The organism is Chitinivibrionales bacterium (assembly GCA_014728215.1).
Lineage (GTDB): Bacteria > Fibrobacterota > Chitinivibrionia > Chitinivibrionales > WJKA01 > WJKA01.
This window is the reverse complement of sequence record WJLZ01000215.1, coordinates 48547-66962: the sequence shown is the minus strand read 5'-3', so window position 1 is coordinate 66962 and position 18416 is coordinate 48547. Positions and strand designations below refer to the sequence as shown.

The window sequence follows — 18416 nt, the reverse complement described above, 5'->3', positions numbered from 1 at the left end:
GGAGTTTATCACATGGAACCCAGAGGTGACATTGCATTAATAGGTCTTGCAGTGATGGGCCAGAACCTTATCCTTAACATGAATGACAAAGGATATACGGTCGTTGCATTCAACAGGACCGTTTCGAAAGTGGATGATTTCCTTAAGGGGGCGGCCAATGGACGGGACACCATTCTCGGTGCTCATTCGGTTGAAGAAATGGTCGCAATGCTGAAACGGCCGAGAAAAGTCATGCTCATGGTAAAAGCCGGTAAGGCAGTTGATGATTTCATCGAAATGGTCCTTCCCCATCTTGAACCCGGCGATCTGATTATCGATGGTGGAAACTCTCATTTCCCCGATACCATTCGCAGAACAAAATATCTGGAAGAAAAAGGATTACTCTATATCGGAACCGGTGTATCGGGTGGAGAAGAAGGCGCCCGATTCGGTCCATCGATTATGCCCGGCGGCAGTCCTGACGCCTGGCCGCTGGTAAAAGATGTCTTTCAGGCGGTTGCCGCTAAAACCGATGATGGTGCACCCTGCTGCGACTGGGTGGGCGAAAATGGTGCCGGTCATTATGTAAAAATGACCCATAACGGGATCGAATACGGTGACATGCAGCTTATCTGTGAAGCCTATATGCTCATGAAAGAGGCCCTGGGCATGAACAATGATGAAATGCATAAGGTTTTTGCCGAATGGAATAAAGGCGAACTTGATTCATATCTTATCGAGATCACCAGAGATATTTTGGGTTATAAAGATGAAAAGGGCGAGTATGTTGTCGATACGATCCTCGATACCGCAGGACAGAAAGGTACCGGCAAGTGGACCGGAGTCAGCTCCCTTGACCTCGGCGTTCCGGTAACACTTATTGGTGAAGCTGTATTTGCCCGGTGTCTCTCAGCCATGAAAGATGAGCGCGTAAAGGCCTCGAAAATGCTTGCGGGTCCCTCGAAAAAATTTAGCGGTGATAAAAAATCTTTTGCTGAAGATATCCGCAAAGCGCTCCTGGCTTCTAAAATAATCTCCTACGCCCAGGGTTACATGCTTATGCGTGAAGCCGCCAAGGAATATAACTGGAATCTCAATTACGGTGAAATCGCTCTCATGTGGCGCGGTGGATGCATTATCAGAAGCGCCTTTTTAGGTAAAATCAAAGAGGCCTTTGATAAGAATCCCGATTTGACCAATCTCCTTATGGATGATTATTTCAAGGGAGTTATTCTTGATTGTCAGGAATCGTGGCGACGGGTCGTATGCAAAGCCGTTGAAATGGGTGTGCCCGCTCCGGCATTCACCACCGCTCTGGCTTTCTATGATGGATACCGTCATGAACGGCTCCCCGCCAACCTGCTCCAGGCCCAGCGGGACTATTTCGGCGCCCATACCTATGAGCGGATCGACAAACCGCGCGGCGAATTTTTCCACACCAATTGGACCGGTACCGGTGGTGATGTTTCTGCATCAACTTATGTTGTTTGAGATGTAAAGACAGAGCAAGGGACAGGGCTTGATTGTTCTTGTCCCTTGCTGTCGAAAAAGAGATAAAAGCTCCTTATAATTCCTTCAACTTTTAACCCTCTTCACAATCTCCCCGACCCTCTTTTCATACGTGTGCTCTGCAAGAATTCTTTTCCGGGCGGCTGCACTGATCGCTTTACGCTGGTCGGAAGCGGTTTTGTAATGATTGATCTTTTCCTTTAAATCTTCGATAGATTCATACCAGATCGCTTCGGTGCCGATTTCGAACAATTCGGCGAGCTGTTCCTGTTTGTCGGAGAGCACAAAACTTCCGGACAGAGGGATGTCAAACACCCGTTGATTCACTGCTGTGGGCATCTGACAACTGGTGATATTGGTATTGACGGCAATTTCCCGATAGGTTTGGCAGAGCTGGGTCGTGTAATCGATATCCGGATGGGTTTTCAGTGATGGACCGAGAAGTTCTCGCCACCCATGGGGATCGCCGAAAGTTTCGATACCCCTGTCTTGCAGGGAACCGATTATGGCTTTTCGTTTTTTCATGCTTGCAGTATGGATAATACAGGAGCTGAGCCAGGTTAGATTCCGTTCATCGGAGAACGGTAATGTAACAACCTTATTTTCTGTCAATTCATCGATAACATGACGCACCGGAAGGCCCGGTTGTTCGAGCAGTTTGTTCGAGAGCATGTCGACAAGCGGTGAAAGTGCATCGTTCCACATGAACCTGCTCTTGATCGTATCCAGAAACTCCCTTCCCATGGCGCTTCCGACAAAGCCGAGGTCCACCCTGGGCTCAGCCGGGGAATGTTCCGAAAACAGTGATGGGTCTGCTGCCAGAGGGAGACAGTGGACCGAATCGAATCCGCAGGATTTCAAATAGGGAAGGTATGCTTTTTCCCAGCAGAAAGCGATCATGGATTTGTTGACAAACTGTTTCTGGTGAAGAAGGATGGGGTGGGGATCGTCGACAAACCAGACAACAATGGGCATACCCAGCGTTTGTGCGTACCACGGAAGAACTCCGCTGCCGTCAAAGCCTTTCATATTGACCGAAAGAATGTAATCGGGCCGCTGCTCCTGAATCTGTTTCTGGAGTGCCGATTCATAAGTTATACCGCCGGAGAGCTGTTCGTAAAGAAACAATGCGGGGGGGGGGCCATTTACCTGCTCCTGTGCCCGGCGAAGTTCTTCCTGAAGAAAAAACTTGCCGTATAAAAGCATTCCCTCTGATTTTCGTTGTGGAGCAGGGGAGGAGCGCTTTTCGAAAGAGAAAACATTGCTGAGAACACGTTCGTAGAACTCCCGGTGTACTGCATAAGAAGCCGGATGCTTGATTACCTGAATTTTTTTGCCGGCCCAGTGGACAGAAGCAGACTGGAGCGATGATACGCTGTCGTGCTCCGAGGTTTCTGATACCGTTACAATGCTGTCCTGCCGTTCCGAAAAGAGTGCTTTCCGGCAGTGCTCGATACAGGTCTCATAATAATCGATGATAATGATTTTTGTAGATGATGGCAGACGATCGATTTTATCGGTAATATGGTATCCCAGGCCGATCCCTGCAAAGATAATGATATCACCCCAGAATTCTATATCACCAAAATGCACATGCTCATCCTCGGGTTTTACCAGAGAATGGAGGTGACGATAGGACGTTTCATCCGTTTTGACTTTTGCAGACAACTGCCCCGATTGAGCGGTGAATAGTTCCAGATTTTCCTGCATTGATAGCATGCTCCGATAGTGGAATTATACATTATGCTGTTTAATAACAAAATAGTAAATGTAATCCCCGTGAATAGTGCGTATCATCTGTGATCATAACCGTCTCCTGCAGCGTATCACTTTTGATACCGGGGTGGGCGCTATTCAGCAAAAATCGACCTAAAATCGCTTTTTGGGGCATTTCTGGCGCTGGCATGGCATTTGAATTAGTGTATGGCACAACAGAACATTTCACAAAGGAGGCGATATGAATTTTTTTGGGCAAACACCAAAACAGATACTGGCGGTAGCGGGAAGTGTTGCACTGGTTTCTTTGACCGGATGCATTTTATCTCCACGTAGCCCTGTGTCGACTGATGCGGCAAAATTTTTTGCCGAGGAAGTTGCCGGTGCGAGTGCGGCATCTGATGAAATCCTGGGAGCCGGTCTTTCGAAAAGTAAAGCAGTGCTTGCCGATACAATCAAAGCTGATTGGACCGTGGCGCCCTATGTCTATAACGGTGCTGTAGGCGGCTATGTCCGCGAGGCTGTGTTTACGACATCGGAGGGCTATGAACGTTCCCGCCGTGATACGGTTGTTTTCAAGGATGCTTCGGGAGCTTCATTACAGTCTCCCACGCTCGCAACGCTGAGCACTATAGAACATGCCCGGCGGATCGTTCATACAAAGGGAGGTACTCAGGCCGATATCAGGGTCAATACCACCATGGAGCTGAGTAAAGGAACCGATACGATCGGTGTCTGGAACGGTACTATCACCGGAACCTATGATAATGAACAGGTTGCCACCGGGACAATCGATAATGTGGCCCGCACCTATACCGGCGATCACTGGCTCTTTCCCGTGTCGGGAACAGTCGAGGCCGATTTTCCTTATCGTGCCTATAAAATCGAGTACCAGGGTGACAATACAGCAATGGCCTATATAACCAATAAACGGAGAGACCGGGTTACGCAGGTTTCGATCAATGTGAATTATCAGTAATCGATGGCACCGATACAATAAGAATCTCTGATAAAACGGTTGCATGTCTGATTGATGAGTGGCATGGCTTTTCGGGGCCATGCCTTTTTCGCTATCCCTCATTCCAGCGCCGCGTTTATTTTCTCACCCATCTCCCGCATTTCTTTGAGATAATCCTCCGGCAGAGGATTGATCGGCACGACCGCGCATTCCACCTGCTCGGCGATTGCCCGTGCGCTTTTCTGCGAAAACTGAGGCTGGACAAAGATAACTTTGGGCTGATGCTCCCGGGCTTGGTCGATAAGATGGGCCAGCGTTTTTGCACTCGGCTCTTTTCCTGCGATTTCAATGGCTTGCTGATGAAATCCGTATTCATCGGCAAAATACCCGAAGGAGGGGTGGAACACGAACAGCTCGGTACCGCTTATGGGATCGAGGGTTTCATGAAGAAAACTGTTGAGTGAATCCAGGTCGGCATGAAGGGCTTTGAGATTGGTTTCGTATACCCCTTTGCCTTCAGGATCGGCTTCGACAAACACATCCTTGATCGTTGCCGCCTGTGTTTTCATCAGTACCGGTGAGAGCCAGATATGGGGATCGGTTCCGCCGTTGTGGTGATGTACTTCCGAATCGTTGTGCCCGTGCTCATCATGATCGTGGTGGTGCCGGCCATGGTCGCATTCCATCTCCCGTAACGGTATATCCTTACGTAAATCGACAACAGTCAGATCGGGCATGGTCTTGTTGATTTTTGGAAGGATTCCTTCTTCAAATTCGACGCCGGCCCGGAAAAACAACCGTGACTCGGACAATTTTACAATCTGCCCGGGGGTTGGCGTATAGCTGTGGGGGCTCTGGCCGGGACCGACTAAAACATGAATTGCGAACCGGTCTCCCGCTACCCGTTGGGCGATGGATCGATGGGGAAGGATACTGACAAAGGCATGGCGGGTACCTGTCTCCTCTTGTGGCGAACAGCCGGAATGAAGTACCATGAGTCCGGTATTGATAAGAGCAAGCAACAATAGCCGGTAGAACGTTTTCATACAACTTCCTTTCGAGCCTCTCATAAAATTTCTGCTGCACTCGCCCGGGGGCAAGCCCCCCTGCCGGCGTCAGGCCGCATCGGTATATCGCCGAGGATATGCCTGCTTCGCCGTCCGGGGAGTGACCCTTTGGTTCGGGCCCGGTGCGACCCGGGGGTTCAGGATTGGCCCCTGGTTTAATTGGTCATATTATTTCAGTTGTATCAAAAATAGAACACGGATAACTTCAGAGGAGCGAAATTTTCCACATTCTTCTTCCCTCTTGCTTCCACCATGAACAGCAGATTATATTTTTTGTCGTTATTTGGTAATTCAGGCGTCAGGGAATTCCGGTGAAAATCCGGAGCGGACCTGCCACTGTAATCCCATTACTGTTCTTTCATTTGCTTCGAGTTATCTCAGTGAGTGGATGAGCGGGGGCTGTCATTCCAGGTCACTGTCCCGCCGTGCGGGATGGGAAGGCCGACAGTACCGGGAAAGCCAGGAGACCTGCCTGAATGCGTATCGTTCTTTTTGGGCCTTCATGGAAAGGGGCTCAGGAGGTTTTTTGTGTGTGAATAATTCCGGTTTTGCACCCCCCTGGTATGCCTGGGCGGTCATTTTTCTGGTATCCCGAATAGTTACAGCAGCGATTCCGGCGGTTGATACTGCCGATACTGCAGTGCGGGAGCTTGAAACGATCGTGGTCTCTGCGCGCCGTGCATCGCGGGAGCGCAGCGCGGTTACCGAAATAAAGGCCGACGAATTTCAGGGCAAATTTGCCGATTTGTCGGCAGTACTCGAACAGGTCTCCGGCGTGATTGTCCGCCGAACAGGCGGAATTGGTGAATATTCGGACGCCTCCATTCGCGGAAGGTCCCCGAAACAGGTCCAGGTGTACCTCGATGGTATCCCACTCAACTCCGCGGCCGGGGGGGCTGTCGATCTGAGCAAGATATCGCTGAACGCTCTTCGATCGATAACCGTTTATAAAGGTTCGGCCCCGATGGATTTGATGGGGAATACCGCCGGCGGGGTTATCTCTCTCAGCAGTGTGGCGGATTCCGATATGGTAAGCGGCGTCGCCGAATACGGCAGCTATGGATACTGTAAAGGCGGTATGCTCGCCCGGAAAAAAAACGAACGGCTTATCAACCATTTTGCGATCGATTATTCGGCCGCGCAAAACAATTATGAATTCGATTACGATAATAATACCAAGCATAATCCCGATGATGATTCCCGTCGGGAAAAAGACAACAATGCCTACATGTTGTTTAATGCCTCCTATTCCGGTATTTTAGAAATTGCACCGGGGAACCGGTTTTTGTCGCAGGTCGTATTCATGCGGGACCGCAAGGAATATTTCCATAAATTTCTTGCAGATTCGATCCAGCAAACAGAGAGAACATCGGAAAATGTCAGGGGCTTTCTCAGTTGGGAGAATGAGTTTGCAGAGCTTGGATATTGGGGAGTCCGGCTGGAGGGACGCTTTGAACATCGTTTGTTCCACGATCCTCTGGGTAACTATTATCTCTCCGGTCAACGAAAAGAGAAAGAGAATCTTCCATACCTGTCGCTGCATACCGACGGTCTCCTTTTGCTCAGCGATATTTTTTCGGTGCGAGGGCGTATCGGTGGATCGTACGAAGGCTATAATTCCGAAAACCTTCTGGCCCCTTCCCGGGTGGAGCCGCCAAGGGCTCACCGGGTCAGCGGGACCGGCGCTGCAGAGCTTGAAGCATCCTGGGATTCGCTGACGGTTTCATTTCGGTACAACCATATCTATTCAGTCGACTCGGCGAATTTCACGCCGAATCACGGAAACGGTGCGCCGTTGCCGCAACAATTCAGCACCCATTACCCGAATGCAAACCTTGATATCCTGTTTCATGTAACGCGCCGGCTTGTACTTGACGCTGCCGCACGATACGAGCACCTGCCGGTGACTCTCTCCGATCGCTATGGATGGGGCAATAATTACCACGGTAATCCCCGTCTCCGGCCGGAAAAAAGCTCGGAAGCCTGTTTCGGCGCAACGCTGACGACAAAAAACAGCGAATCAGCACTGGCCGGTTTTATCGGCTATACACACGACATGATCGAAATCCGCGCCCAGTCACAGCGGATAATCATGGCTCAGAACACTGGCGATATGCGGTTTGCCGGTATGGAATGGGATACCCGTCTTCGGCTTCTGCAATGGCTGCTTCTCGATAACCGGTTCACCTTTATTTACAAATCAATGCGAGACAGCGGGCAGAGCCGGGATTCGGCACAAACGCTTCTCTATTACTCACCGATTGAAAATGACTTTCGCATAACCACCATTTTCGGTCCAATACGCGCCAGCCACTCTATCCATTACCGGAGCCCCTATTTGAAAGGCCATACAATCCCGGATGATATCGTGGTTCCCTTTCCGGTGATGAGCGCCTATGCAACGCTTACGATCAAAGAAATGATACACCTGACCTACCGAATGGAAAATTACCTTGATGAAATATATGTTCCCATGGGCAATTATGCGCCGTTACCGGGGCGAATGCACTTTTTCAGTACCAGGATACTTTTTTGAATTAACTTTTCTTAACCCCAAAAGGAGATTTCATGAGACGCTTACTTGTTTTCGTGACGCCAACGATTAGTTTTTTGATTGGTGGCTGCATTCTGGATAATGATGTCAAGACTGATAATGGCCCGGTGACACAGTCAACGACCTATATCATTGCATCCACGGCAGCATCGGATTATTCCAGCGGCAATGTATCGGTAATATCTACGGCCGATTATACCGCCGCCACCGACCTGCTCACTATCAATGGCGACAACACCGTTACAGCAGGAGGTGGTTCCGTTTACGTCCTGGAACGCCTGGGGGCCGATAACCTCATTCGTATCGATGATGAAAATATTTCCTCGGAAAGCTTAACTTATCAGAAGAGTCTCGGGGCTGCGGTCAATATTCAGAATATTGCCGTTGTGAAAGACACAAAAGCTTATGTTACCCAGTATGGCTCTCCCAATTGTGCGATTATTAATCCGACCACCGGTGATGTCGTCGGGGCTATTGCGATCAATGATCCGTTATATCTCAGTGAGGGAGAAACCGTGCCCTATATGAGCGAAATAATGGTTGCTGGCGGCAATGCATATCTCCTCATTCAACGGTTGAAAACCGTGCAGGGGGCCTATGGGCCCTATCCCGATTTTGTTGATTCCACCGGAATGGTTGTGGTCGTTTCGACCTCGACCGACCAGATTGTCGCATCGATAAAACTCAGCAAAGGGAATCCGGCTTCACTTGACACCTGCGGGGGGTATCTCTACGTATCATCAACCGGTTCGTGGATGGACCAGGCCGACGGCGGAATCGAAAAAATCAACCTGAGTACCAACACCAATGAGGGTATTGTTGTTTCCGAATCACTGTTCACCGGCGATATTACCACACTTAAAATTATCAGCCAGGAGAAGGCTTATGTGTGTAACGGGACAACCGACGAGAACTTCAATTTTTCAACATCACTGGTCGAATGCAATCTTACTGCCGGAACCGTCGGGAATGCCGTTGCCGGCATTGACGATGCTTTTGGAGGGATTGCCTATGACGGAACATATCTTTATGTAGGCGATCGCAGTGCAACCGCTCCCGGTGTGATAGTCATTGATCCGTCGGATAACAGCACCGTCGCCGGTCCGATTGACGTCGGCGCATTGCCGCCCAATTCCCTTGCTCTTCTGACTCTTTCCAGATAAACCCTGGCGGTGAAAAAGTTAGAGATGCGAAGGGGCTGTCGCCAGCCGGCTCCAAAGATGCAGCGAAAGCATCGAACGAATCATGGCGGCTGTCGATGATTCGGCTACCCCGGCGGTAGAAAATCTGGGATACCCCTGGCGTTTCCACCGGGATCTGGTGAAACGGTGGGGCCTTTCGATGTGCTGCGATGTGGGCCGTCTCTGGTTGTATGAGGGAGAGCGGTGGTGTTGATTTCACTGCCATGCTTCCCTGCATCCGGGGCAATACGGTGATGCTTACTGCGGACCGGACGGGGAATTCCCAAGCGGGTCGGTTTTAATCAGGTAGATGTCGGCATTTCCGGCGCCGAAGGAGAGTGTGCTCCCGACCAGCACATATCCGCCATCCGCGGTTTCGGAAATATCTTCGGCCTGGTCGAATTCGTTTCCTCCGAAGGAGTTGGCCCAGAGGCTGTCGCCCGACGAGGTGGTCCTGATCGCATAGGCGTCGCCGTCACGGCTGCCAGCCACAACAAAATCCCCGTTAGCGGCAATATTCACAACAATCGGCGCAATGTACGAATCGGCCGCACCGTGTGTTTTGGTCCACAGAACCGCCCCGTTCTGATCTGTTTTTGACAGATAAAGCACTGATGTCGGTACGACCGCTGCGGTTTCACCGGCAATGATAAACCCGCCATCCGGCAGCGGCTGGATATTTTTCAGGGTCCCGATCGCCGATCGGTCTATCTCGGTGCTCCACACCTCTTCACCGCCGGGTCCTGTCCGCGTGACAAAGGGTGCCGGTCCGGAGCCGACAAGGGGAATATTGCCGGGAGAAGTATAGGTCCGCGATTGACCGGCAAGAATAAAGCCCCCACCCGCAATCTGTTTTACTCTGAATCCGATTTCGTGGTTTATATCACCGTACATTCCTGTCCACTCCCTGGTACCATTGGAGGAGAATTTGACAAGAGCAACATTCTTGTTTCCGGAAGCGGTGTCCTGGAAGGTATATCCGCACAGGGCATAGCCGCCATCGGCGGTCACGCATACATCGTTGGCTGCATCTTCTTTGCCCGTCCCACAGGTTGCTGTCCATAGCGTATCCCCGACGGCATCCACTTTGAGCAGGTACATTTCTTTTTGTCCCGAATCACTAAAAGAACAGCTGTATCCGCAAATTACGAAATACCCATCAGGAGTGTGGCTGCAGGCGGTGGCGATATCATCACCGATCCCGCCGTACGTCCGGGTCCACATGGTCTCGCCTGACTGGTTCGTACGCACGAGGTAAACATCCCTCCCGCCGATACCGTATGATTCGGTGTATCCACAGATGAAATAGCCGCCGTCATCGCACTGAAACACACCCGTGGCCGCGTCGCTACCGATCCCTCCGTAGACTTTCTGGAACGAAGCGTAGGGAGCGGTGGAAAGAATAGCCGTATCGGACAGGGGAGTCGAATCGACAATCCCGAAACTTCCCCCGATATCCTGCAGACCTCTGACTATATAGGTATAGGTGGTGTTGACAATCAGGTTGTTGTCGATGGTCGTGGTGTCGGCGGTCGGCTCCAGCCAGGTTGTATCCCCGCTTCCGGGGTTAATTCGTGCAGCACGGTAATGGGTACAGTGCGGCACCTGGTTCCATCGGATTCGCATGCCGGTTTGCCAGGCCGAGTCGCGCTCCGGCGGCAAGGGCTTCTGGAGATGGTGGAGTACAAAAATGTAAAAAGTGCAGGTTGTATCGCGGTCTTTATGGTCGACTGCAGCAACTTCAATCCTGTTCCAGATCCCCGGGGTAAGTGGAGCCATGAGTGACCAGGTGGAGGTCCCGGAAGAGGGCGCCGGTGTGCTATTGATCCGGATATCCACCGATGCTATGGTTGTGTCACCCGACCGCGCGCGTCCATGGAGAGCAACGACGTTCGTATCGGCAACAGCGGAATCGCTATGCAGGGTCGGCTGCGTAACCGTGACAATCAGGGGTGAATACCGCACATGCACTGCCATGGTCGATGTCTTGCCCGCGTTATCGTATGCGATTATCTGTATGTCATTCCATTGTGAAGCTTTTAATTCGTAAACTGTCACATAGTACAGCGAATCCCCGGCATGGGCGGCTTCGAAAAAATCGATGCCGAGTTGTGCCCGCACCCGGTCAATCCCGCCATCGTCGGTGGCAATTACCCCTATTCTGATCGAGTCGTCGGTACAGCTCGAACTGTCCATCGTTTCGTCAAGGAGTCGAACCACGGGGGCGGAGCTGTCGTTTTTCGGGATGACCATTAATGACGTACTCGAGTCGGATCCCCATTTGTTGGAGACAGCGCAACGGTATGAACCGCTGTCGGATATTTCCAGAGAAGAAAAGTTCAGGGCTGAAGAATCGATATAACTCAGGGGCATGCCGTTTTTCATCCATGTAAAGGAGCATGTCTCTGAGCCTGTGTACTCAACCGAGAGCGCATAGGAAGCACCCAGAATCGACGAGCCGTGAGTTTTAAGCTCCTGCATGACCTTCGGACAGAGGCCAAGCTCAAGCGGGAGCGAGGCGCCGATCGTTGTCGATTTTCCGTTGGGAAAGCCGGTCGCTTTGATTGTTATGGCGCCCGGTTCTGCGTATAGATAGGTCAGAGAAAAGCTCCTGGATCCGGTTCTGGATTCTCCACGGAGATCGAATGTTCTGCTGTGCCCGTCGCCGAAATCCACAATGATCGAATCGATGAAGTGGGGCAGAGCAGCCGTGAGGGTGACTCGTACAGAATCGGACAATTCCCACAGGGTTGAGTCCTGTGCATTGGCCGGCTCCGGGACCGAAAAGCTCACCGATACGAGCGATTCATTGTCGACGGGGTTCTCGGGAGTGGAACAGGACAAGAGCAAGACAATAATTGCATAGATAAACCAGTGGTCCGACATTCCAGGATGGGAAACTGTTCCGGATTTTTCTTTTTTGCTGTCGCACAACTTTTTTAACATGTCAGGTTTCTTCTTTGGGGGGCAATGCCTTGTCAATTGTAAAATATCGGTAGAGTAATGATATACTATACGATAATCAGACATGGAATATAATATTGAGCTGATCGGAAATATTAGTTTTTCTGCAATAATAACCGCCTTGTCCAAAAAAACGCTGATAAAGCCGATCTGTCGCTGATCAGGGATACAACCTATAAAAAAAATCAGCGTTAATCAGCAAAAGTATTACTCCGGCAATTACATTATGGCATAATAGCTTTAATTTTTTATCATTCCGCTACAGCACAACGAAGCCGGTCGGCTCTGTAACCGGTTGATACCCAGAGGTTTTATGAGACAGGCTGTAAGTATTATTTCCCTGGCGGGGTGTCGTAGTCTATTTTTAGAAACCGTGCAGACTAAGGTGTGCGGAACCGGATTTCTCTGTGTATGATTGTTTGTATTAACTGGTATCCTGTGCCTGTTTAGTAGGGCACTGCTTTTCTTTTTCTAATCATGATACTTTTGTTATTGTTATTTTTTGCCGGACTTATTCTTCTGACCGCAGGGGCCGAGGCCTTTGTTCGCGGAAGTGCTTCAATTGCCATAAAATTCGGGCTGAGTCCGCTGGTTGTGGGATTTACTATTGTCGCTTTCGGCACCAGTTCCCCTGAATTATTCGTCAGTGTCAAATCTGCTCTTTCCGGTTTTCCGGGCATTACTGTCGGTAATGTTCTGGGCTCGAATATCGCCAATGGCGCATTGATACTTGGAGTCGGTGCGGTGCTGACTCCCCTCACGGTCCATCGTCAGATTATTAAACGTGACCTGCCCTATATGCTTTTCATTTCCGCGCTCTGCTTTTTTTTGCTTTTTGATCGCGAGTTGTCACGGGTAGACTCGCTTGTTCTTTTTATTGTCTTTATTGTTTATCTGGCCTTTACCGTCGTGATGGCACGGAGAGAAAAAAATGCAAATTCAACTCCCGACAGTGCCGCTCCCGGCAAAAAGGGAATTGTCTTAGGCCTTCTCATTGTGGGCGGTATTGCCGGTCTGGTGTATGGTTCTCATCTGATGGTCGATGCTGCTGTTCGCCTGGCCCGGCAGCTTAACATAAGCGAAACGATTATCGGTATTTCGGTGACCGCGATAGGCACCAGCCTTCCGGAACTGGCTGCGTCAATCATGGCTGTCATCAAAAAGGAGACCGATATCGCTATAGGGAATGTTATCGGGTCCAACGTGTTCAACCTGGGACTTGTTCTCGGAAGCGCGGGAATAATTTCCCCCTTTTCAGTACCGGAGTTGCGATACATCGATCTGGCATGCATGGTGCTCTTCAGCCTAGTGCTTCTTCCCTTCCTTAGCACAGGTTTCCGGCTGAACCGCTGGGAGGGAGCGACATTATTGATCCTTTATATCGGGTATATTTCGTTGTTGTGGATATGATGAGATCGCATTAATTGATTCATCGCAAAGGCGCAAAAAACGCAAAGATAAGAATGGTTAAAGCAAAAGTAGAAATAGATGGTTTATCAAACAGAATCATAGGGGCTGCTATTGAAGTGCATAAGTCACTAGGCCCGGGCTTGCTTGAATCTGCGTACGAACAATGTTTGTGCAGTGAGTTGCAGTTCCAAGGTATAGAATATGCCAGACAAGTTGCGCTCCCTGTGTCGTATCGACAGGTTACACTCGACTGCGGATACAGACTCGATATTGTTGTGGAAGATTCGATAATTTTAGAATTGAAAGCCGTGGAATCATTGGCGCCGATTCACGATGCGCAATTACTTACCTATCTTAAACTCTCGGATTTGAAGCTCGGATTGCTACTCAACTTCAACGTTCCGTATATGCGAAACGGAATAAAGAGGATTGTCAACGGTTTATGATAGATTAACCGCAAAGGCGCAAAGAAGAGATCGGAAAATACTAAGATCAAAAATAAATTTTAATTCCCCATTTTTTTATTCCTTCGCGCCCTTTGCGCCTTTGCGGTGAGCTCTCTCCTGTAAACTACAAAATGGCAAGAGGCATGCGAAGGAGAAGGCCCTTTGAAGATGCATACAGCAGCAAATGGTTAGGCTTGTTATTTCAATCCCCCGATAAACTTTTCCACACTCTCGACTTTCTGTTCTTTGCTCCAGTCGCCGGTGGCCATGGAGACCGCATCGACCACATCACCGCCCCGTTTCCTGATAATTTTTACCGCCTCGGTCATATTCTTTTTCTGAAACCATTTCGCGGCGGTAGTAAAAATCAGAATTTTCTGATTATTCAGATCTTTCTGCTGTTTGAGCCATTTTCTGACCGAGGACATCATGTTGAAAGCCATGACTCTGCTGTGGACAAGGATATACTCATAGGAAGACAGATTGTTGGGCGATGATTGATCGAGGGGAGCCTTGGTGACCGAGAATCCTTTTGAATCCAGTTCCTTTTCCATGGTCTTGATATAAACCGCGGAGGTGGTGTCGTTGTCATCGTAGACAAGCAGGACTTTTTGGGGACCGGAAGGGGAACCGCTGTCGGACTGGGCGGAAAGGATGCATGAGAGTGACAGAACGATGAGCATGGTTGTTCGTGCGAAAATCATTGGAAGCTCCTTTAGGTTAGGGGACGAGGTGGCGTGGTGGAATGATGGAGTACTGGCGTGCTGGGTACTCCCGGCATTGCCCCATCGCTCCACTACTCCAACTTTTAATTTTTATATCCATTCAAGTTTCGTATAGGTCATGGGACCCCCGGAATCACCGGTGTTCACTGTCTCCTTGGGCTCGATCAGCATGACACAGCATTCTTTATCACAGATTGGTTTGTGCTCGACTCCTTTGGGGACCACGATCATATCGCCTTCGTTCATGTCGATTATTTTATCTCGCAAGGCGAGTTTGAAGCTGCCTTCGACGGCAATAAAAACCTCATCGGTTTCCGGGTGACGGTGCCAGACAAATTCCCGTCTGGCTTTTACCAGCTTGAAATAATAATCGTTCATCCGGGCGATAACCTTATAGGAATGAAGCTCCTGTATCAGGGCTGCCTTTTCTTTGATAGTGACTTTGTTGATTCCCATGGGGATGTCCTTATGTTTTTTCGATACAACGGGGTATCTGATATGCCGGCATTAATATACTGGATGGCTCTGGGTAGAGGATATAGTTGATTTTTATCGGTATAGCATGCGCTACGTAAGTAACTTACTATGGCTATTTCAACAGGAATACAGGCTGAAATGTCACGGTCCGGCAAACACCTCTTTATTTCACCCGATTTATCGCTTCCTGGCAAAAATTAGCTTCTGTGCTTACCTTTCGGATCTAATCTTCCGGTGATTTCATATTTTGATGTCCGAAATGGATTGCGGTAACCGTCCTGGGGCAATTATCATTGAAAGATAGTAATTTTCAGTTGACAAAATTCCTAAAGTTTGGTATAGTTTGCTTTTAAAACATCGGGAGCAAATATATTTGTTATGACAAACAAGCCTCAAAAGGATAATCATTTTCCTATGGAAAATGAAAAATTCCGGATTATTTCCGAAATCGACCTGGCTGAAGTGAAAAAAGGGCGGGACCAGATTGAATTGCGGTTGCGATATGAGGAAGCCGTCGCAGAAATATCATCGATACTGCTTACTCACGACAGCGACCGAAAAGTCTTTCAGGATTCATTGAAAATCATTTGCGAAGCCACGGATGCAAACAGGGTATACATATTCGAAAATATTTATGATCCCAATGACGGTCTCTGTATGCGGCAGACCTTTGAATTCGTATCCCGTGCTTCGATACAGATCGATAATCCGGTCCTGCAGCATATTCCTTATAATGACGGTTTTCAGCGGTGGCGAAGGGTGCTGCAGAAAGGAAATCCCATCCTGGGGCTTATTGAAGATTTTCCAGAGACCGAACACGACATCCTGGCCGATCAGGGTATCAAATCTATTCTGGTAATTCCGATATTTGCAGGAAGTGAATGGTATGGATTCATCGGTTTCGATGATACGGAGGAAAGGCGGGTCTGGAAAAAGGAAGATATTTCGCTGCTTTCCACGCTGGCCAATATGTTCGGCAGCTATATTCACCGGGAGAAAAGCAATACCCGGCTTAGAGAGAGTGAACAGAAATTCAGAGCGCTTTTTGAATATTCAAATGATGCGATTTTTATTCATGATCTCAAGGGAAGAGCGATCGATGTAAATAAAAAGGCGGAGGAGCTGCTTGGATTTTCGCGAGAGCATATTTTTGCTACCCCAATGCAGGAATTTCATTCCGAATCGGAACGGAGTAATGCGGATGATGCATTCTCCGAAACGGCAACAAGGGGATTCAAGCGATTCGAAAGTAAAATTACAACCGGTTATGGTACTGTTATCGATGTCGAGATCAGCGCACGCATGGTGGATGAGAAGCAGGGGATTATCCAGGGCATAGTCCGGGATATCAGCGAACGAAAGCGGGCTGAAGAAGAGCTGGTTCGGGCCAATCAGTATCTGGAACAGCAGACCGCGCTGGCCAACAGTATGGCCGCCCAGGCAGAAATGGCCAATCAGGCGAAGAGCCGGTTTTTAGCCAATATGTCGCACGAAATTCGCACTCCTCTTAACGGCGTAATCGGTATGACCGGACTCTTACTCGAATCTGATTTGACCGATGAGCAGCGTCGTTTTACAGAAACTGTCCAGGCGAGCGCCGATTCCCTGCTGGGATTGATAAATGACATTCTGGATTATTCCAAAATCGAAGCCGGTAAGATGGATCTCGAAATAATCGATTTTGATTTAGCTGCGGTGCTTGATGATTTTACAGAGATTAGTGCTTACAAGGCAACCAAAAAGGGGTTGGAATTTATCTGCGCACTGTCACCGGAAACACCGCTTTACCTTCGGGGAGACCCCGGACGACTTCGTCAGATTTTAATCAATCTTGCAGGCAATGCGGTGAAATTTACCGATACAGGCGAAGTATCTGTTCATGCCTTACCAGTCGAGGAATCGAAATCGAGCGTAACAATAAAATTTTCGGTAAAAGATACCGGAATCGGTATTCCTGCAGAGAAGCAGAGCCTTCTGTTTCAGCAATTCTCTCAGATTGATACGTCAACCACCCGCAAATACGGTGGTACAGGACTGGGGCTGGCAATCTCCAGGCAGCTTGCCGGCATGATGGGGGGAGAGATCGGTGTGGAGAGTGAGAAAGGGACCGGCTCTGAGTTCTGGTTTACCGCCCGTTTCGACAAACAGCCGGTGCAAAAGAAAGATATAATTGTGCCTGCAGATATTTCCGGTATTCACGTTCTTATTGTTGATGACAACGAAACCAACAGGGAGGTCCTTCAGAGACAGCTTTCTTCATGGCAAATGCGAACTGATGAAGCTTCCGGCTGGAAAGATGCGCTGAATGTTATGCACAAAGCGGTTGATGCAGGCGACCCTTTTCGTCTGGTCCTGCTCGATTTTCAGATGCCCGGTATAGATGGCGAAGAGCTTGGAAATGCCATAAAAGCCGACACTTCTCTTCCCGAAACACTCATGGTGCTCATGACCTCAATGGGGCACCGGGGTGGCAAAAAGCGATTTGTCACGAATGGGTTTGCCGCTTCCCTTACAAAGCCGGTGCGACGTTCTGAGCTTTTTAACACCCTGAGAACTATTCTGGCCGATAAGAGTAGCGCCACTGAAGGTTCCATGGTTACCTGTCATTCTCTGAAGGAAAACTCGTGGAATACAAATCGAATCCTTCTTGTCGAAGACAATTTTACCAATCAGCAGGTAGCGATGGCTATGCTTAAAAAGTTGGGCATTCCCGCAGAAGCGGTGACAAATGGAATCCAGGCAGTAGAGGCGCTGAAATCCAAACACTACGATCTGGTTCTCATGGATGTCCAGATGCCGGAAATGGATGGGCACACTGCCACCAGGGAGATCAGGAATCTGAAATTCGAAATCCCCAACTATGACCTTCCTATTATCGCCATGACCGCCCATGCCATGCAGGGTGACCGTGAAGAATGCCTGGCGGCGGGTATGAATGATTATATCGCCAAGCCCATCGAGCCGAACGCGCTTGAAAAAGTGCTTGAAAAATGGCTGGAAAGGGGCTGGGAAACTAAAGAAAAGGGTGATGAAAAATCGAAAACCGGAAATGATAACAGACGGGATCACAACAAGCCTCCGTTTTGGGACAAAGAAATTATGCTTAAAAGACTGGCCGGTGATAAGGATCTGGCGCGCACAATTATTGCGGGATTTCTTGATGATATACCAAAGCAGATCAGGAATTTGAGACTGGCTGTCGATAAGGGGGATATCAAAGATGCGGAACGTCTCGCTCACGGAATAAAAGGGGCAGCATCGAATATCAGCGCCGAATCGCTACAAAAGGCAGCGTGGGGACTAGAGAAAGCCGGCAATGAGAAGAACATAGAAGCGTTGCAATCCGGATTTCCTGTGCTGGAAAATGAATTTGCCCGGTTGAAACCGGTTTTATATATGTAAGCTCGAAAAAAGGTGCAGAACTTCGGTA

Annotated in this window: 13 protein-coding genes and 1 riboswitch; of the genes, 8 read left to right on the top strand and 5 right to left on the bottom strand. The window is 49.2% G+C overall.

Features of this window, described 5'->3' with window-relative positions; all coding sequences use genetic code 11:
- Nucleotides 1-12: 12 nt before the first annotated feature.
- On the top strand, nt 13-1470 hold the full coding sequence (gnd, locus tag GF401_19880) for a decarboxylating NADP(+)-dependent phosphogluconate dehydrogenase (GenBank protein ID MBD3347322.1): 1458 nt from the start codon (nt 13-15) through the stop codon (nt 1468-1470).
- An 84-nt stretch (nt 1471-1554) separates the two neighbouring features.
- Here the strand turns inward: gnd and GF401_19875 are convergent, their stop codons facing one another.
- Complete coding sequence (locus GF401_19875; protein MBD3347321.1) at nt 1555-3207, bottom strand: glycosyltransferase; 1653 nt, start codon at nt 3205-3207, stop codon at nt 1555-1557.
- Between the two features lie 238 nt (nt 3208-3445).
- Here GF401_19875 and GF401_19870 point away from each other — a divergent pair, with 238 nt between their 5' ends.
- Nucleotides 3446-4183: a hypothetical protein gene (locus tag GF401_19870; protein MBD3347320.1), complete on the top strand. Its 738-nt coding sequence runs from the start codon at nt 3446-3448 to the stop codon at nt 4181-4183.
- A gap of 98 nt (nt 4184-4281) precedes the next feature.
- On the opposite strand, the gene GF401_19865 is transcribed toward GF401_19870, so the two are convergent.
- Nucleotides 4282-5232 carry an ABC transporter substrate-binding protein gene (locus tag GF401_19865; protein ID MBD3347319.1) on the bottom strand — a complete coding sequence of 317 codons (951 nt, stop codon included), beginning with the start codon at nt 5230-5232 and terminating at the stop codon, nt 4282-4284.
- A 264-nt stretch (nt 5233-5496) separates the two neighbouring features.
- A riboswitch (cobalamin riboswitch) is annotated at nt 5497-5720 on the top strand.
- A gap of 11 nt (nt 5721-5731) precedes the next feature.
- On the opposite strand from GF401_19865, the gene GF401_19860 reads away from it, so the two are divergent.
- The 3 genes from GF401_19860 to GF401_19850 all read left to right on the top strand — a co-directional run bounded on the left by GF401_19860 (nt 5732) and on the right by GF401_19850 (nt 9178).
- Nucleotides 5732-7765, top strand: a complete 2034-nt coding sequence (locus tag GF401_19860; GenBank protein MBD3347318.1) for a TonB-dependent receptor — start codon at nt 5732-5734, stop codon at nt 7763-7765.
- A 32-nt stretch (nt 7766-7797) separates the two neighbouring features.
- A complete protein-coding gene (locus GF401_19855; protein ID MBD3347317.1) occupies nt 7798-8946 on the top strand; it encodes a hypothetical protein in 1149 nt (382 codons plus the stop codon).
- A gap of 82 nt (nt 8947-9028) precedes the next feature.
- The gene (locus GF401_19850; GenBank protein MBD3347316.1) at nt 9029-9178 is read left to right on the top strand and encodes a hypothetical protein; all 150 of its coding nucleotides are present in this window, start codon (nt 9029-9031) and stop codon (nt 9176-9178) included.
- 44 nt (nt 9179-9222) lie between these two features.
- Here GF401_19850 and GF401_19845 read toward each other — a convergent pair whose 3' ends face one another.
- Entirely contained in the window at nt 9223-11994 is a 2772-nt protein-coding gene (locus tag GF401_19845; GenBank protein ID MBD3347315.1) for a hypothetical protein, read from the bottom strand.
- Between the two features lie 411 nt (nt 11995-12405).
- On the opposite strand from GF401_19845, the gene GF401_19840 reads away from it, so the two are divergent.
- Nucleotides 12406-13338: a calcium/sodium antiporter gene (locus GF401_19840; protein ID MBD3347314.1), complete on the top strand. Its 933-nt coding sequence runs from the start codon at nt 12406-12408 to the stop codon at nt 13336-13338.
- Nucleotides 13339-13391: 53 nt separating this feature from the next.
- Nucleotides 13392-13784: a GxxExxY protein gene (locus tag GF401_19835; protein MBD3347313.1), complete on the top strand. Its 393-nt coding sequence runs from the start codon at nt 13392-13394 to the stop codon at nt 13782-13784.
- Nucleotides 13785-13981: 197 nt separating this feature from the next.
- Here GF401_19835 and GF401_19830 read toward each other — a convergent pair whose 3' ends face one another.
- Both GF401_19830 and GF401_19825 read right to left on the bottom strand, forming a co-directional pair.
- Nucleotides 13982-14488: a hypothetical protein gene (locus GF401_19830; protein MBD3347312.1), complete on the bottom strand. Its 507-nt coding sequence runs from the start codon at nt 14486-14488 to the stop codon at nt 13982-13984.
- A 111-nt stretch (nt 14489-14599) separates the two neighbouring features.
- Nucleotides 14600-14965 (bottom strand): cupin domain-containing protein, encoded by a 366-nt coding sequence (locus GF401_19825; protein ID MBD3347311.1) that lies wholly within the window; start codon nt 14963-14965, stop codon nt 14600-14602.
- A 399-nt stretch (nt 14966-15364) separates the two neighbouring features.
- Here GF401_19825 and GF401_19820 point away from each other — a divergent pair, with 399 nt between their 5' ends.
- On the top strand, nt 15365-18388 hold the full coding sequence (locus GF401_19820; GenBank protein ID MBD3347310.1) for a response regulator: 3024 nt from the start codon (nt 15365-15367) through the stop codon (nt 18386-18388).
- Nucleotides 18389-18416 lie beyond the last annotated feature (28 nt).

Coding starts and splice junctions, on each gene's coding strand:
- GF401_19875 (MBD3347321.1), bottom strand. CDS start 3,207: ATGCTATCAATGCAGGAAAATCTGGAACTATTCACCGCTCAATCGGGG.
- GF401_19845 (MBD3347315.1), bottom strand. CDS start 11,994: ATGTCTGATTATCGTATAGTATATCATTACTCTACCGATATTTTACAA.
- GF401_19820 (MBD3347310.1), top strand. CDS start 15,365: ATGACAAACAAGCCTCAAAAGGATAATCATTTTCCTATGGAAAATGAA.
- GF401_19850 (MBD3347316.1), top strand. CDS start 9,029: ATGGCGGCTGTCGATGATTCGGCTACCCCGGCGGTAGAAAATCTGGGA.
- GF401_19870 (MBD3347320.1), top strand. CDS start 3,446: ATGAATTTTTTTGGGCAAACACCAAAACAGATACTGGCGGTAGCGGGA.
- GF401_19855 (MBD3347317.1), top strand. CDS start 7,798: ATGAGACGCTTACTTGTTTTCGTGACGCCAACGATTAGTTTTTTGATT.
- GF401_19840 (MBD3347314.1), top strand. CDS start 12,406: ATGATACTTTTGTTATTGTTATTTTTTGCCGGACTTATTCTTCTGACC.
- GF401_19830 (MBD3347312.1), bottom strand. CDS start 14,488: ATGATTTTCGCACGAACAACCATGCTCATCGTTCTGTCACTCTCATGC.
- GF401_19825 (MBD3347311.1), bottom strand. CDS start 14,965: ATGGGAATCAACAAAGTCACTATCAAAGAAAAGGCAGCCCTGATACAG.
- gnd (MBD3347322.1), top strand. CDS start 13: ATGGAACCCAGAGGTGACATTGCATTAATAGGTCTTGCAGTGATGGGC.
- GF401_19865 (MBD3347319.1), bottom strand. CDS start 5,232: ATGAGAGGCTCGAAAGGAAGTTGTATGAAAACGTTCTACCGGCTATTG.
- GF401_19835 (MBD3347313.1), top strand. CDS start 13,392: ATGGTTAAAGCAAAAGTAGAAATAGATGGTTTATCAAACAGAATCATA.
- GF401_19860 (MBD3347318.1), top strand. CDS start 5,732: ATGGAAAGGGGCTCAGGAGGTTTTTTGTGTGTGAATAATTCCGGTTTT.